Annotated in this window: 13 protein-coding genes and 1 other RNA gene; 1 reads left to right on the forward strand and 13 read right to left on the reverse strand. The window is 48.7% G+C overall.

Annotation, left to right across the window (positions count from 1 at the left end):
• Positions 1 to 11: 11 nt before the first annotated feature.
• The 5 genes from fadK to OLG56_RS09920 all read right to left on the reverse strand — a co-directional run bounded on the left by fadK (position 12) and on the right by OLG56_RS09920 (position 5,095).
• On the reverse strand, positions 12 to 1,652 hold the full coding sequence (gene fadK, locus OLG56_RS09900; protein WP_023213410.1) for a medium-chain fatty-acid--CoA ligase: 1,641 nt from the start codon (positions 1,650 to 1,652) through the stop codon (positions 12 to 14).
• Between the two features lie 89 nt (positions 1,653 to 1,741).
• Positions 1,742 to 2,035 carry a ferredoxin family protein gene (locus tag OLG56_RS09905; protein ID WP_000093362.1) on the reverse strand — a complete coding sequence of 98 codons (294 nt, stop codon included), beginning with the start codon at positions 2,033 to 2,035 and terminating at the stop codon, positions 1,742 to 1,744.
• Entirely contained in the window at positions 2,032 to 3,318 is a 1,287-nt protein-coding gene (locus OLG56_RS09910) for an FAD-dependent oxidoreductase (protein WP_023232944.1), read from the reverse strand. The genes OLG56_RS09905 and OLG56_RS09910 overlap by 4 nt, the downstream gene beginning before the upstream one ends.
• A 56-nt stretch (positions 3,319 to 3,374) precedes the next feature.
• Positions 3,375 to 4,310: an electron transfer flavoprotein subunit alpha gene (locus OLG56_RS09915; RefSeq protein ID WP_023207851.1), complete on the reverse strand. Its 936-nt coding sequence runs from the start codon at positions 4,308 to 4,310 to the stop codon at positions 3,375 to 3,377.
• A gap of 20 nt (positions 4,311 to 4,330) precedes the next feature.
• Positions 4,331 to 5,095: an electron transfer flavoprotein gene (locus OLG56_RS09920; protein WP_001605597.1), complete on the reverse strand. Its 765-nt coding sequence runs from the start codon at positions 5,093 to 5,095 to the stop codon at positions 4,331 to 4,333.
• A 462-nt stretch (positions 5,096 to 5,557) separates the two neighbouring features.
• On the opposite strand from OLG56_RS09920, the gene OLG56_RS09925 reads away from it, so the two are divergent.
• Positions 5,558 to 6,448, forward strand: coding sequence for an AraC family transcriptional regulator (locus OLG56_RS09925; protein WP_000284832.1), 891 nt, complete (start codon positions 5,558 to 5,560; stop codon positions 6,446 to 6,448).
• Between the two features lie 75 nt (positions 6,449 to 6,523).
• Here the strand turns inward: OLG56_RS09925 and OLG56_RS09930 are convergent, their stop codons facing one another.
• The 8 genes from OLG56_RS09930 to rprA all read right to left on the reverse strand — a co-directional run bounded on the left by OLG56_RS09930 (position 6,524) and on the right by rprA (position 14,759).
• A complete protein-coding gene (locus OLG56_RS09930; RefSeq protein ID WP_000347824.1) occupies positions 6,524 to 7,675 on the reverse strand; it encodes an acyl-CoA dehydrogenase in 1,152 nt (383 codons plus the stop codon).
• A 13-nt stretch (positions 7,676 to 7,688) separates the two neighbouring features.
• Positions 7,689 to 9,284, reverse strand: coding sequence for an acyl CoA:acetate/3-ketoacid CoA transferase (locus tag OLG56_RS09935; RefSeq protein WP_023229658.1), 1,596 nt, complete (start codon positions 9,282 to 9,284; stop codon positions 7,689 to 7,691).
• A 154-nt stretch (positions 9,285 to 9,438) separates the two neighbouring features.
• A complete protein-coding gene (aroD, locus tag OLG56_RS09940; RefSeq protein ID WP_023207847.1) occupies positions 9,439 to 10,197 on the reverse strand; it encodes a type I 3-dehydroquinate dehydratase in 759 nt (252 codons plus the stop codon).
• Positions 10,198 to 10,241: 44 nt separating this feature from the next.
• Complete coding sequence (ydiB, locus tag OLG56_RS09945; RefSeq protein WP_023229659.1) at positions 10,242 to 11,108, reverse strand: quinate/shikimate dehydrogenase; 867 nt, start codon at positions 11,106 to 11,108, stop codon at positions 10,242 to 10,244.
• A gap of 66 nt (positions 11,109 to 11,174) precedes the next feature.
• Entirely contained in the window at positions 11,175 to 12,410 is a 1,236-nt protein-coding gene (locus OLG56_RS09950) for an MFS transporter (RefSeq protein WP_000081211.1), read from the reverse strand.
• Positions 12,411 to 12,773: 363 nt separating this feature from the next.
• Positions 12,774 to 13,985 (reverse strand): MFS transporter, encoded by a 1,212-nt coding sequence (locus OLG56_RS09955; RefSeq protein ID WP_061377357.1) that lies wholly within the window; start codon positions 13,983 to 13,985, stop codon positions 12,774 to 12,776.
• 139 nt (positions 13,986 to 14,124) lie between these two features.
• Entirely contained in the window at positions 14,125 to 14,484 is a 360-nt protein-coding gene (locus OLG56_RS09960) for a YdiL family protein (protein WP_000980457.1), read from the reverse strand.
• A 167-nt stretch (positions 14,485 to 14,651) separates the two neighbouring features.
• An RNA gene (rprA, locus tag OLG56_RS09965) (antisense sRNA RprA) lies at positions 14,652 to 14,759 on the reverse strand.
• Positions 14,760 to 14,778 lie beyond the last annotated feature (19 nt).

The raw sequence follows: 14,778 nt of genomic DNA on the forward strand, positions 1-14,778 counted from the left end.
CATCCGGCAATTTACTCCGGGGTGTGCTCCTGGCGCAGCCGCTCAATAATATCCTGCCGCAACAGAAACTTCTGCACTTTGCCAGAGGCGGTTCTGGGCAGTTTTTCTACGATGACGATCCGTTCCGGATATTTATACTTCGCTACCCGTTTTCGACTGAAAAAAGCGGTCACTTCTTCCAGCGCCAGCGAAAGGTGCGGCGGTTTTAAGACCACATACGCGCATGAACGTTCGCCTAAGCGTTCATCAGGCATAGCAACGACGCAAGCATCGTGTATGCGAGGGTGTTGTAATAAAATATCTTCGACTTCGCGACTGCTGATATTTTCACCTCCACGTATAATAATATCCTTTTTGCGCCCGGTAATTTTGATATAACCGTCTTCATCCATGCGGCAGAGGTCGCCGCTGTAATACCAGCCCTCATTATCCAGTGCGCGGGCGGTAAGTTCCGGCTCGTCCAGGTATCCCATAAAAACGTTCGGCCCGCGCGAGGCTTCTTCGCCTTCGTGGCCTGCTGGAAGCGTATTGCGATCTTCATCCACGATTTTAATTTCTACACCGGTGGCGGCATAACCATCGGTATTCATCATGCGTGAAGTCGAATCACCCAGATTAACCATCGAGTGTGGAGAACTTTCTGTAGAACCGTAAATACTCAATAATTTGATACCGCGCTGCTGGCAGTCGCGGGCAACCTTTTTGGGAATAGTCGTGCCGCCGCATAAGAAGAATCGCAGTGAGGAGAGGTCGGCAGGCTGTTGCTCAACGGCACAAAGCAGATCGTAAATAAACGGCGTCGCGCCTGACATACAGGTACAGCGTTGCTGCGCTAATAAGGTAAGGCAGGCTTCTGGGGTAAAGATGTCCAGCAATACGCTACGCGCCCCGATTAAAAAGGGTGCGGTGACGCCGTGTAAAAATCCGGTGGCGTGGCCCAGTGGCGCAGGCATCAGGAACACATCTTGCCAGGTTAAATTCAACCGCGCGCAATACGCCCGTTCGCTGGCAAGAATATTATTGTGGGTCAACATCACCCCTTTCGGCATTCCTTCTGTGCCGGAGGTAAACAGCACTGCCGCCAGTTCATCACCGTGAATGTTAATGTCTGACTGCAACGTTTCGCTGCGGTCGATGATTTGACTAAGCGCAAGCGCTGTGGTGGCAGGCGCCAGTTTATCCACGCCGACAATATGCGTTAGATGGCGCAGCTGATTTTGTAGCGGAAGGATAAGATCGACCGGTCGATTCTGTTTGAACACGGTGGGGGCGAAGAATATTTTAGCCTGACATTTGTTCAGCACCCAAACCAGCTCCGCTTCTCGCCAGGCGGGAAGTAGCGGGACAGATACCGCGCCCGTTTTCAGGCAGGCCAGATAAATGAGAGTAAACTCACACCAGCCCGGAAGCTGAAAGGCCACGCGATCGCCCGGTTGAATCCCCTGAGACAGCAACCAGTTTGCCAGGCGGCTTGCCGCGCAGTCGAGTGCGGCGTAGGTCCAGGACGCGCCATGATTATCGACCACGGCGATTTTATCGGGTACGGCGCGTGCGGTTTGCCGCCAGTAGTCGCCCAGTGAAGCATCGCCCCAGTAGCCGGACTCGCGATAGGTTTTCCGCCGCGCGGCGTCAAACGTTAATGTAACACTCATTGACTTGTTCTCTATTAATACAAATGACGTAATCTCCGGGGGCAAGCCGAATAAGACGCCGTAGCGTCGTTATCCGGTGTTTCAGAGCGTCAGCCGTAGCGAAACTCAACGCCGAACGTTCCCGCCGGGTATTCCCATTTTTCGAGAAGAGTATTGCCGCAGAGAACCCTGCAGGTCCCGCATTCCAGGCAGCCCGCGGAGTCAAAATGAATATTTCCCGCATCGTCCAGCTTATAGAGTCCGGCAGGGCAGGCTTTTATTAATTTATTAAACTCCTGCATGTCAGGCGAGGAGCGCAAAATGATATGTGGGTGTCCTTCATCTACGTAAAATTTATTTACGCCCAATTTGACGTCAACATTCACCTTATTGTCCGAACTCATAATGCCGTAGCCCCTTTTATGCCGTCTTTTAATAGGTTTACCAGTCCAACTTTTTTCGCATGTGACAGGATAGTTTTACGCAACGGTGGGATTGGACCGCCATCAACGGTGAACAGATCGCCCACAATGTTTGCCGCCATTCGCGGGTACTCGGTAAAAAGCCGTGGGTTTTCCATTAATCCGGGGAGTTTGCGGAAATGCCGCATATCGCGTAACACGCCGTTTTTCTCCAGCGCGCGTTTGTAACCGGCAAGACTCGCGGCGGAAAAATCTTGCCGCGCTTTAGCGTCAATGGCGGTTTGAGCGGCCGCTTGCGCGGACGCGATGGCTAAATCCATGCCGCGGACGGTATAACCGAGATTCAGGCAAAGACCGGCGGCGTCGCCGACAATCATCACGCCGTCATTTGCCAGCTCCGGCATCATTGCTATGCCGCCTTCGGGCACCATATGAGCGGAGTATTCAAGCAGCGTTCCCCCCTGAATCAAAGGGCGTATTGTCGGATGCTGTTTAAAATCTTCCAGCATTTGCGGTACGCTTTTGGTCGCGTGAGCAATGTCGCCCAGGCCACATACCAGCCCCAGAGAAACCGAATCGCGGTTGGTATAAAGAAACCCGCCGCCCATGAGCCCGTTGGAGGGCGCGCCAGCGAATAACCAGGCGGCGCCTTCATGGGACGCCAGATTAAAGCGCTCTTCAATAAGTGCCGGAGAGAGCCCAATCAACTCTTTTACGCCGACGGCATAGTGATGCGCAGAAGAGGGAGGCACCATGTCCAGTGAACGGCCCAGCATGGAATTCACGCCGTCCGCGAGAATCACAATATTCGCATCAAGAATATCATCCCCGGCCTGAACGCCAGTGACGCGATTGCCTTCACGTACCAGAGCGTCGACCCGTACACCTGGGATAAACTGCGCGCCAGCCTGCTCCGCCTGCGCCATTAGCCACGGGTCCAGTTTGTTGCGCAGTACGGTATATGACGTAAGGGGCGGAGTAGGGGGCGCGCGGTGAAAATCAAGTGTGACGGCGCTTTCTTCGGTTAAAAAGGAGATTTTTTCACGGGTAACGACGCGTTCGATGGGGGCGGACGTTGCGAATCCCGGCATAATACTTTCGATACTGTGAGCGTAGAGCCGGCCACCGGTCATATTTTTGCTGCCCGCGCTGTTTCCGCGTTCAATAACCAGTACATCCAGTCCCGCTTTTGCCATCACATACGCGGCGACCGTTCCTGCTACGCCTGCGCCCACCACAATAGCGTCAAATTTATCATCCGACATGCTTTATGCTCCTTTCCCGCCGTATCGACGACGGGAGATGTGCGTTGAAAAAGGAATTAGTGGCTTAACTGGTCGATGAGGGCAGGAACAACCTTATAGATATCGCCCACCAGACCATAATCGGCATAATTGAAAATGGGCGCGTTTTTATCTTTGTTAATTGCGACAATAATTTTTGCGCCGTTTCCACCCACCATATGTTGAATTTGGCCGGAAATGCCCAGCGTCAGATAGAGATCGGATTTCAACAGAACGCCGGATACGCCAATATAACGCTCGCGTTCCATCCAGTTTTCACCTTCCGCAATGGGGCGGGAACAGCCCACTTCTGCGCCGAGGACGGTCGCCAGTTTATGCACCATATCCAGATCGCTTTGCGCCGCCAGGCCTCGTCCTACGCCGATGACCCGTTTGGCTTTGCTCAAATCGACGCTGCTTAACGATTTCGCGCGCCGCTGCTGGCACAATACCTCGTGGCGTGGGGCAATATATGCCAGCGTGGTCTGCGGGCAGGTATGACCGGGGAGAGGGGCGGCGGGTTCCAGCACGCCGGGTGCCAGCGTAATAATCGCCTGCGGACTGTTTAATTTCTCTTTGCCGAAAGCAAGTCCGCCGTACATGCGATGCTCTGCGTGTAGCGTCCCGTCGAGGAGGTCAATAGACGTCGCGTCGTTCACCATCACGGCGTCAAGCTGGATGCTCAGCCGGGCGCCCAGCGCTTTGCAGCGCTTGGTCGCCGCCATGAGCAGTAGCCCATTTTTGTCGCCTAATAACGAGGCCAGCGTTTCGGCATAGTTTTCCACGCGCTGCAAATCCGTATGCGATTCAAGAATGACTATCTCATCAGCGCCAAGCGCTTTAACGTAGTCGATCTCCGTGTTTCCTTGCACGATGGCGTAAACTTTTTCTCCCCACTGCCGCGCGCCGGTCATTAATTCGGCATAACGCTCTACGTTATCGCTAAATACCCATACGTTAGCTAAATGATTCATGATAATTTTCTCCGTTGGGTTTAGTTCAGGGATTTTTTCAAATGGTCGGCCAGTGCGGTAATGGCTTCCGGCGAATCGTTATCGAGAATGATATGCTTGCGTTCTGTCTGCGGCGGTACCGAGATGGCGACCAGTTCCGCCAGTGGCGTGGTTGGGGTCCAGTGGATATCGCTCGCCAGCCACGACGTAACGGCTTTTTTCCCGGCACCGAGAATGGCTTTCATTGACGGGATGCGTGGAACGTTAATATCTGAAGTCACGCAAAGCACCGCGGGCAGCGTGAGCTCGATAATTTCAACGTCTTCTTCCAGTGTGCGTTCAACGATGATTTTGTCGCCGTCGCGTTGAATATGGCTTACTGCGTTGATGACGGGGAGTTTCAGGAGTTCGCCAGTCAGCAGGCCCACCTGTTGGGCATAAATATCGCCGGAGCCCTCTCCAAAGAGCAGCAGGTCAAAGCCGATTTTCTCCGCCGCGGATGCTAGCGCCAGCGCGGTTTCTTTGGGCAGAGCGTGCTCCAGTTGCGCATCCTGAACCATAAAAAGCGCATCCGGCCCGCGGGATAACACATCTTTGCGGACTTTTGAATTTTGTAACAGAGAGCCGCCGACGGTGAGCGCGGCGATCTCGTCGCCATCGGCAGCTAACTGCGCGGCGGCCTCAATTGCATTTAAATCAAACTGGCTGATTTTGGCCTCGGCACGATCAAAATTGAGCGAATGCTCCGGGGTCACGGTAATGTCCTGTTCTTCAGGCACCAACTTAAAGCAGGTTATTATTTTCATTGCATCTCCAGTGAGTCGCGTGCGGATAAGTAACGTAAATCTGACTGAAAATAGTCTGCGGCAGTCTGAAGAGGTTTACGATGGGTCAATCTGTTTTCCTTGCCAACAATCTTGCACGAAAAATCTGCGAACAGAGAATCGTTAGCAAACATCTGAAAAGGGCGTCATAAAAATATAAATACGGTAGTGAGAATAATAAGTGCGAAGCATATCATCATTTTTTAACATGAAACGTGCGATGTTGTTTCTGTGAGGTTAAAAGAAAACATCAAAGATATGTCGGCTATGTATTTTTGTCTGATAATACGCTATCGACAGGTAATCTGAGCTGTCTGCAAAAGAACATAATATCTTGCATTCGGAACGAATAATCTTGTTTTGCTGGTAATCTCCACGGTTGTACAACACTGACGCTCGCTTTATTTTATCCTGGTTATCTTTTTAAACCTGACAGAGGTTATTATGTATCAGCGCTGTTTTGACTCCGCCGCGGAGACGATTTTTGAACAGGACAAGACCCCTCGATTTTCACGTTTTGTCATTAGCGATGATCCAAACTGGGAGTCTGGCCATCATATGCATGATAATGAAACAGAGCTTATTTACGTCAAAAAAGGGATAGCCAGGTTAATTATTGACTCTTCACTCTACGTCGCGCATGCGGACGATATTGTCGTCGTTGAGCGGGGGCGGCTACACGCTGTAGCATCCGACAGCAATTCGCCGGCTACCACCTATACCTGTGCGCTGTATGGGTTTTGTTTTCCAGGTTGGGAAGAAAACCAACTATTGCAGAGTCATTCCTGTCCGGTGGTTTCCGTGGTTCAGGGGAAAGAGGTCATTAAAAGTATCTTTAATGAATTAAGCGTGTTACTTCCGCAGGGGAAAAATGTATTGGCTTCCTCTGTATACGATGCATTTGCTTACACTCTGACCGCACTTTACTATGAAAATTTTAAAAATGCCTATCGTTCTGAACAAGGTTACATTAAAAAAGATGTATTAATTAAGGATGTGCTTGTTTATCTCAATAATAATTATCGTGAAAAAATCACGCTTGACCAGCTATCGAAAAAATTTCGCGCCAGCGTCAGTTATATATGTCATGAATTTGCCAAAGAATATCATATATCCCCTATCAATTATGTTATTCAACGACGTATGACCGAGGCCAAGTTTGCGCTGACAAACACTGAGTCGCCACTGGCAGAAATTTCATGGCGGGTAGGATATGAAAATGTGGACCATTTTGCCAAATTGTTTATGCGGCATGTAGGATGTTCTCCCAACGATTATCGTAAGCAATTTAAAAATAGTCTGGTTGAGCAGGCGTATTTGCTGCCAAATACCTGACGGCGAAATTTATCTGATTTATCCGGCCTGATGCCGTAAAGCGGTCAGGCCGAATAAGACGTTCCGGTACGATCCTTACTTGTTCTGATAGTCTTTCAGAATCTGGCGTCCTGCCACATAGATCATAATTTCATCCGTGCCGCCACCGATACGTTCGCAGCGAACATCGCGCCAGAAGCGGGAGACACGGGCTTCGTCAGTATAACCAAGCCCACCCATAATCTGAATCGCATCGTCAATCACTTCCATCGCTGTGCGTGCGCAGTACAGCTTAGCCAGCGCGGCGCTGGTACGCAGTGACTCTTCCCGATCGGCCTGCCAGGCGACTTTCAATACCATATTGCGCATGTTTTCGATTTTGATGGCCATTAACGCCAGCTTTTCCTGGATCATCTGGTTATGGCCGATGGGTTTACCAAAGGCGATACGCTGGTTGGCGTAACGGGCGGCATCTTCAAATGCGCATTCGGCGAAACCTGTACTGCGCGCCGCATTAATCAAACGCTCCATCTCAAAATTGTACATGACATTGAGGAAACCCATGCCTTCCTCACCGACCCGGTCGCTTTCGTCAACCTCGACATTATCGAGATAAACTTCGCATGTACTCAACATGTGCCAGCCAATTTTATGCAGCGGATTAATCTTTATGCCCGGTTTATTTGAGTCCACCCACCAAAGCGTGAACGCTTTTTTAGGATCTTTTGGCTCCGTATCGCGCGCCAGAACCAGCATGTAAGGATATTCTTTTGCACCGGTGATAAACGTTTTTTGGCCGTTAAGATAAACCTTGCCGTTTTTACGCGTCCAGGTTGTTGTGGCGCTATTATTATCAGATCCCGCGCCAGGTTCTGTTAAGGCGAGCGCATATGCTGGATCGCCGGTGGCCAGAGTGCTTTCTGCTGTTTTACGCAGTTGTTCTGCGGAACCAAAACGGCGCATACTGTGAATGCATTGGCCGTTGGTAATCAAAAAGGCCGGAGCGCCGCATTTTGAGATTTCCATCAGCGCCAGCATTTGCGTTACATAGTCAGCCGGAATGCCGCCAAATTCTTCTGGGACGCCCAGCATCGAAATACCGTTTTCCGCCAGCGCCTGCATAAATTCTCTGGGATAGGTGCCCGTTTGATCGCAGGTACGGAAATACTCTTCCGGAAAATTGCTGGTGATTAACTCGCGAATACTGGCCAGTAATAGTTCTTGTTCTTCAGTTAATGAAAAATCCATATTTGTACTCCTTTTAATGTGTTGCGTCAGGAAGCGTGAATCCCATAGTGCTATCGGTAAATAATCTTGTGTCCATCAGTTTTAAATCTGGTGAGATAACCGGTGAAAAATCCATCTTGTCAAGAATATCCCGCTGCAGATCGACGCCAGGCGCAATTTCAATTAAATGCAGGCCATCTTGTTTGAGAGTGAAAACCGCACGTTCAGTGATGTAACGCACGTCTAACCCGCGCTCAAGCGCAATTTTTCCACTGAACGTAATTTCCGGCAGTTCGCTGACGAATTTTTTCACGCGACCTTCCTGGAGAATATTTAATTTGCCATCGGTAATTTCAGTTTTTAAACTTCCGGCCGTCAGAGTTCCGCAGAAGATAATTTTTTGCGACGTTGCGCTAATATCGATAAACCCGCCGGTGCCCATAATTTTTCCGTTGAATTTATGTACACCGACATTACCGTGTTGATCCACTTCGGCAAAACTTAAATAGCAGACATCGAGCCCACCGCCGTGATAAAAATCAAATTGTGAGGTCATATCGAGGATCGCGCGGGTATTGACATTGGCGCCGAAGGCCACGCCCTGAGAGGTAATACCGCCCACCGGGCCGGTTTCTACGGTCAGCACGAAGTCATCGGCGCAGCCTTCCTCGCGAGCGACCAGACCAATACCGTCGGCAATGCCTACGCCCACATTGCCTACCGCGCCTTTACGCATTTCAAACAGCGCGCGTCGTGCTACCAGCTTGCGCTGATTAAGGGGCAGGGTAAGCTGGGTATTATCATCAAGAGTAAAATCCCCGGAGATAAATCGGTTCACCGGCGCGCCGCCATACAGTTGCGTCTGGTCGGCATCGACAACCACAATATCCACCAGATAGCCGGGAATACGCACGGATTTTGGATGCAGCGTGGCTTTTTTTACCATTTTCTGCACCTGCATCATTACAATACCGCCATTATTATGAACGGCCTGGGCGATCACCAGCGCATCAAGATACATCACCTCATCTTCAAATGATGCATAGCCTTCGCTGTCGCAGGTAGTGGCGCGGATAAAAGCCACATTAGGCGCTATCGCTTTATAATAGAGATATTCTTTATTATCGATCTCTACCAGCTTAATGAGATCTTCTTTAGTCACGTCGTTTAATTTTCCGCCCTGTTGGCGAGGGTCGACAAAGGTACCAATACCGATATCGCTCAGAATACCCGGCTGGTGTGCGGCGCTGGCGCGCAGCGTCTGGGTTAATACGCCTTGTGGGTAGTTATAGGCGGCGATTTTATTTTGTTCAGCCAGTTCAGAAATACGGGGAGATTGCCCCCAATGTCCGCATAGCGCCCATTTTACCAGTCCCTCCTGCGCCAGCGGGCTAATGCCGCGAGCGGCGCGGTCACCTAATCCGGTAGGGCTAATAATAGATAAATCTCGTGGTGACTGGGTTGTTTGATATTTATCTGCCAGTGCGGTAATTAATGTTGTCGCTTCGAGAATGCCGCCGCCTGCGCCCAGAATACATAAAGTGGCCTCGTCTGGAATATAATTTACTGCTTCTTGTGCAGAGAGCACGGGAACGCGGCCATTAATGCGTGATGGCTTATTGATTTTCATATTTACTCCACTATTATCCCTGAAAGCAATATCGATATAACTGTGTTAAAGTAATAAAGACAGCGGCTTTCAATGAATATGGAACATATTCATGTCAGATAACTATTTATTTTTATTGTGGCAGAAAGAGAATATTCCGCCACACGATAAAGTATTACGCCTGGTGCAATATAGTTAATACGGTACGCAGATCGGCTACCGATATTTGTCCCGGCGCAGATGCTTTTTTCACCGCGCCAAACGTTGCTGCAGAACCGAACACTTCGCCGGCAAGACGAGATATTACCCCGGTTTTCGACATCGACATGGTAATAATCGGACGATCCGCATAGCGCTCCTGCATTTCTACAGTGGCGGTAAGTAAGGTCAGAACATCGGCTTTAGTCTGCGGCATGACGGCGATCTTCGGAATATCGGCGCCCAGTTCCTGCATTTTACGCAGACGCTGAACAATCTCTTCCGCTGCGGGCGTTTTATGAAAATCATGGTTAGACATGATCACCGCAACATTGTGTTGATGAGCATAGCCGACGGTGGCTTTCACCTCATCGTCGCCGGTAAAAAGCTCGAGATCGATCATATCGACCAGACCGCTGTCAACCGCTGCACGATTCAGAGCGATATACTGTCCGGTGGTTAGCGCCTGTTCGCCGCCTTCTTTCGCGCTGCGGAAGGTAAATAGCAAGGGTTTATCGGTAATAATCTCCCTGATGGCGCCGGCGGCCTCAAGTACGCTTTCCGTCGTCGTCACGTTGGCAAAATGGTCAACACGCCACTCCAGAATATCGAAATCCGCTTCACGGTAGGCGAGTGCTTCCGATTTCACATCGGTAATGGTTTTTCCCATTAGCGACACAATGATCTTTGGCGCGCCTTCGCCAACCACGAGATCTCTTACAGTTACGGTTTTCATTTGGTACCCTTCATTATCATTCGTCGCAATTATAATTTTACCGGTCAGGCTGTGAATCCCATCACCTGCTTCACATAGTCCAATGGAAATGCTTTTCCTGTCCACAGTTCAAACTGTTCGGCTCCTTGCCATAACAACATGCCGTAACCATCAATTGTTTTGCAACCAGCTTGTTGCGCCTGCTGCAATAACTTTGTCATATGCGGATTATAAACACATTCGGTGACCAGCAATTCAGGGCGGAGCAGGGAAACATCGCCGATCAGGGATTCGTTCTCCAATGGTTTCATGCCAACTTTGGTGCCGTTCGTCAGAATATCTGCGCTGGCAAGCGCTTCAGTAAAAGCGTGCTGATCGGCAAGATCGATGACGGTAACGACGCAATCGGTGTTTTCATTCACCCGCTTCGCAAAGGCAACCGCTTTTTCGAAAAAGTCATCTTTACGGTTAAACAGTTTAATTTCCTTAATGCCTTCAATGGCTGCCTGGGCGCCAATGGCGGTAGCCGCGCCTCCCGCGCCGAGCAGCACCATGGTTTTTCCCCGAATATCGAAACCGCTTTCTTTAATTGCCCGAATATGGCCCGTACCATCCGTATTGTAGCCGCGTAGATAGCCGTCATCGTTAACAATGGTGTTGATAGCGCCAACCAGTTTTGCTGCTGGCGTTAATTCATCAACATACTCACACGCGAGCTGTTTGTTTGGCATGGAGACGCCCGTACCGCGCATTTTTAATGCTTTCAGTCCTTCAATGGCGCTGGCAAACGTCGTGTTATCCACTTCGAAAGCCATATAGGTATAGGGTAGCCCCGCTTTTTCTAACGCTTTGTTTTGCATTTCGGGCGATAAGCTATGACGGATAGGATACGCCATAAGACCAATTAACTCATATTTTGCGGTAACATCCATTTTATACTCCTTAATAAGTGGGCAGTGCAGAGCAGGGCGCATGCCTGTTGCGCATAGTTAACATTTTTACTGGAAATAACGCTCGCCAAATCGGACATCATTTTGCGGGATCTTAAATACGCGATAATAGCGAATAAATACAATAATGGCGGTGATAAATGTCAGTAGTGCAAAGGCAAAATCTAATAAAATGATATATTGTAGGCCAATGGTAGAGAGATAACCGGTGATCAGTGGGATAAGAAAGTTAGCTACGCCACCCATCATCATATATATACTGGTGACTTTAGCTTTACTCTTAGGGAAAAATTCCGACATTACCGATACGCCTAATTGTAAAATACCTCCAGCAGCGGAAAAACCAATCACGAAGGCGCCAGCATTACAGATCAGTGGCGAGGGATACAGGTAAATTGCCGCAGCGGTGAGTGTCGCCAGCCCGGCATTGAAAACATTGGCCCAGATGGGGCGAACCATTTTTTTCAGCAATGCGGCAAAAATAAACACGCAAACCAACGATCCCATACTGTAATAAGAGATGGTTTTCAGCGCGTCGGATTCCGCCATTCCGGCGAAGGCCATCGCATATTTAGGCATCCAGACCACAATCACATAGAAGGTTGAGAACGCGGCGACGCCAAATAAAACGGAAGCTACGCCTTCCAGCCAGACGAGGGGAGTACTGTTCATCTGGGGTAATTCTTTCGCAATACTGGCATCGACAAGTTGGCTGGGAAAGCGGCTTTTCAACAGCATCAACGTGATGAGGACGAAAAGGATACCGGGGATTACCACCGCGTAGCCGTACCAGATATGGTTGACTAACAAGGCGCTGACAATAAGGGGATAAATCATTTGCCCAAAAGAGACCATCGCTTTAACCAGAATAACTGCCGAGCCCGATGCTTTGGGAAAACACTCCATTAATGCAGGGTATCCGCCGGTATCCAGCGCGGAGTTCGCCACGCCGACACACACCGCTAATATGAAAGCGATCATCAGGTTAGGACTGGCGGGAATACCGAAGAAAAACAGCATATATAGTACGGCGCCAAGCAGTATTATTGCCCGACGGCCAAATTTATCGGACAGTACGCCAAAGAATAAAATACTGACCAGACGGCCAAGACCAATGCCAGAGATTAAATAGGCGATACCGGCACTATCCGTGGAGAATTTCTGTGCAAGGGAAGTCATGTTCTGGGCTAGTGTAATAACACTCATGCCGTGGAGAAAGTAACTAAAATAAATGCAGATAACAGCCAGCAAATATGGCATGTTGCGAGCCTTGTTCTGAGACATTTGTTCACAGCTCCTTGCTGATGGTTTGATTCAATGTCCTGTTTATTACTGCTTTACTACATGCAGCGATTGTTCAGTAACACTATAAGTCGGTACTATCGTTATATGTACATAACATGGCGTTTAAAATGCCAGGTTTATTGCATTGATAGCATTTCATTTGTTAGCCATGAAATATAAAAATTGCTGCGAATTTGTTGTTTAACACATATAACTCGTGATGCTCATCGCAATTTTTCTGATAAGTGTGAAGATAATGAATAATAATTAACACGAAAATTACATTTTTTGTTTCCCGGTGATAATAGCTAACGTTTTATTTTGCATAGCAAGGCAATAATATTGCAGCTGGCACGCTAACTTTTATTGCGCAGTCGACGCTGCTTCAGCGTGGTGTTGTGATTCAGCCCGACTTCGGTAACCGATGAATAGCGCGAGGAGAAATCCCGCTGCGGCGATACCGGTATCAAACCACATAATATGTGCAATGCTCATTTCTGAAATCCGCGCCGTGATCAACGGAATAGTGAACGTCGCGATACTGCCGGCGCTGTAATAGATGCCGGTCGCTTTACCTTTCTCCCGTGGAAAACGGGCCGCCATCAGCGTCAGGCCGATTTGTACTACGCCACCGGCGGAAGAGAATCCAATGACGAATGCGAAGATCATAACAACATAGACCTGAGGATGCAGGCAGACCGTCAGAAGCGAAATAAAAGAGATAAAGGTATAAAACATCAATAATGTGGTAGAACGAATTGTTTTTCTGACCAACGGAGCGGTAATAAAAACGCACAGTAGCGATCCGCAGGTATAAATACTTAACAGTTTGATGGATTGGGTATACGACATGCCTGCGACGAACTGTCCATACTGCGCCAGCCACTGGCTGATAAGATAAAAGGTTGCCATCGAGATATAGCCATAAAGGGTGTAGCTGATAAGATCGATGAGGGAGCAATGATGTGCGCCTGCGACAGGCGCTTGCGAGATTTTAGGCTTCAATATCCGACCAGGATAGGGTGGAAAAGGGCAGCGTAATAAAAACAGAGCATTAATAAGCATGATCGCCCCGGCAAGCAGGAAGGACCAGCCAAACCACATATTAGCCCAGACTAATAAACTAATAATAATGGGCAACAAGAATTGTCCGCCAGAGACAAATGCTTTGATCAGGATATTTGCCGTACTGGGGGAGCGAGGGAAGGCTTCCATCAAACTGGGATAGGTACCTGCATCCAAAAAACTGTTGGCCATACCTGCTAAAAAGCCACAGGCATAAGCGACACAAATCGTCTGAGCATAAAGAATGCCAATGAAAAAAATCAGGTAACAGGCGATCCCCAGAATGATAAAAGGACGGCGACCAAAGCGATCGGAAAGCATACCGGCGATTAACAAAACGCTTAACCGGCCAATACCAAGCGAAGAGATCACAATAGATACGCCAGCGGCACTGGTATGCCATTGCTGTTCAAGCGATGACATGTTCAGGCTCATCAGGATAACCCCCATGCCATGTACAAAGTAATTAAAATATAACCCTACAGCGGTAGGGAAATAACGATTTTTCATATTATCTGACTCAGAGATGCCGCCTGACATTACAGTGGTATACACAGGCAGGAAGCATATTGGATAGGGTGACAAGTCAATGTCGTGATTGTGTGGTTTTCTATCCGGTATCAATACGATGCGGCGATAAAGTTTACGTCTAACACAGCCGCTCCAGATCATGTGCGAAAAGTTCGGCAGCAACAGATTGATAAATTTTCCACTCGATAAAATCACCCTCTGTATAAATGGACTGAAAAGAAGATAAATCAGGGAAGTAACGCATTGTATTATTGCCGATCCGGTTATTGATTTTGTCCACAATGGCGTTAATTCGTCGCTGTCTCTTGGCTTTCATTTCCTTTAGCCTGGCAATGATTTCTGGAGAGATGGGAGTGTCGCCAGCTTCCCATCGTTGCCAGGTTGTCGAATTATTATCCTGGGTGATATAGATTGTGCATTCTTCAATCGTCATATCAAAAATACGCCGTAGTGCTTGTAGTTCTAACGCGTTCATCATTTTTTAGGCTTTTATATGAAAAAAGTGATGCTATAAATAGCACCACCGACACCGTTTCGACTTGAACAGAATCACACTATTTTGTGCAATATTATTTATTCGTTGCAGATATCGCGGTGTTGAAGGAAAACGGGAGCTGGCTTATGTAACAATGCGGCGAAAAAAGTTAAAAAAAAAGCCCATCGTAGGAGACGGGCAAAGACTACACACAGCAATTCGTTGTTTCACTCAGGGGATTTCCATGCTTATAAATCAATGTGTTGATTTATAACCGTGTGCTAATAGTAGGCATGA

It is taken from the genome of Salmonella sp. 2018103, from assembly GCF_026247685.1.
Classification (GTDB): Bacteria; Pseudomonadota; Gammaproteobacteria; order Enterobacterales; family Enterobacteriaceae; genus Salmonella; species Salmonella enterica.

Coding starts and splice junctions, on each gene's coding strand:
- fadK (WP_023213410.1), bottom strand. CDS start 1,652: ATGAGTGTTACATTAACGTTTGACGCCGCGCGGCGGAAAACCTATCGC.
- OLG56_RS09905 (WP_000093362.1), bottom strand. CDS start 2,035: ATGAGTTCGGACAATAAGGTGAATGTTGACGTCAAATTGGGCGTAAAT.
- OLG56_RS09910 (WP_023232944.1), bottom strand. CDS start 3,318: ATGTCGGATGATAAATTTGACGCTATTGTGGTGGGCGCAGGCGTAGCA.
- OLG56_RS09915 (WP_023207851.1), bottom strand. CDS start 4,310: ATGAATCATTTAGCTAACGTATGGGTATTTAGCGATAACGTAGAGCGT.
- OLG56_RS09920 (WP_001605597.1), bottom strand. CDS start 5,095: ATGAAAATAATAACCTGCTTTAAGTTGGTGCCTGAAGAACAGGACATT.
- OLG56_RS09925 (WP_000284832.1), top strand. CDS start 5,558: ATGTATCAGCGCTGTTTTGACTCCGCCGCGGAGACGATTTTTGAACAG.
- OLG56_RS09930 (WP_000347824.1), bottom strand. CDS start 7,675: ATGGATTTTTCATTAACTGAAGAACAAGAACTATTACTGGCCAGTATT.
- OLG56_RS09935 (WP_023229658.1), bottom strand. CDS start 9,284: ATGAAAATCAATAAGCCATCACGCATTAATGGCCGCGTTCCCGTGCTC.
- aroD (WP_023207847.1), bottom strand. CDS start 10,197: ATGAAAACCGTAACTGTAAGAGATCTCGTGGTTGGCGAAGGCGCGCCA.
- ydiB (WP_023229659.1), bottom strand. CDS start 11,108: ATGGATGTTACCGCAAAATATGAGTTAATTGGTCTTATGGCGTATCCT.
- OLG56_RS09950 (WP_000081211.1), bottom strand. CDS start 12,410: ATGTCTCAGAACAAGGCTCGCAACATGCCATATTTGCTGGCTGTTATC.
- OLG56_RS09955 (WP_061377357.1), bottom strand. CDS start 13,985: ATGAAAAATCGTTATTTCCCTACCGCTGTAGGGTTATATTTTAATTAC.
- OLG56_RS09960 (WP_000980457.1), bottom strand. CDS start 14,484: ATGATGAACGCGTTAGAACTACAAGCACTACGGCGTATTTTTGATATG.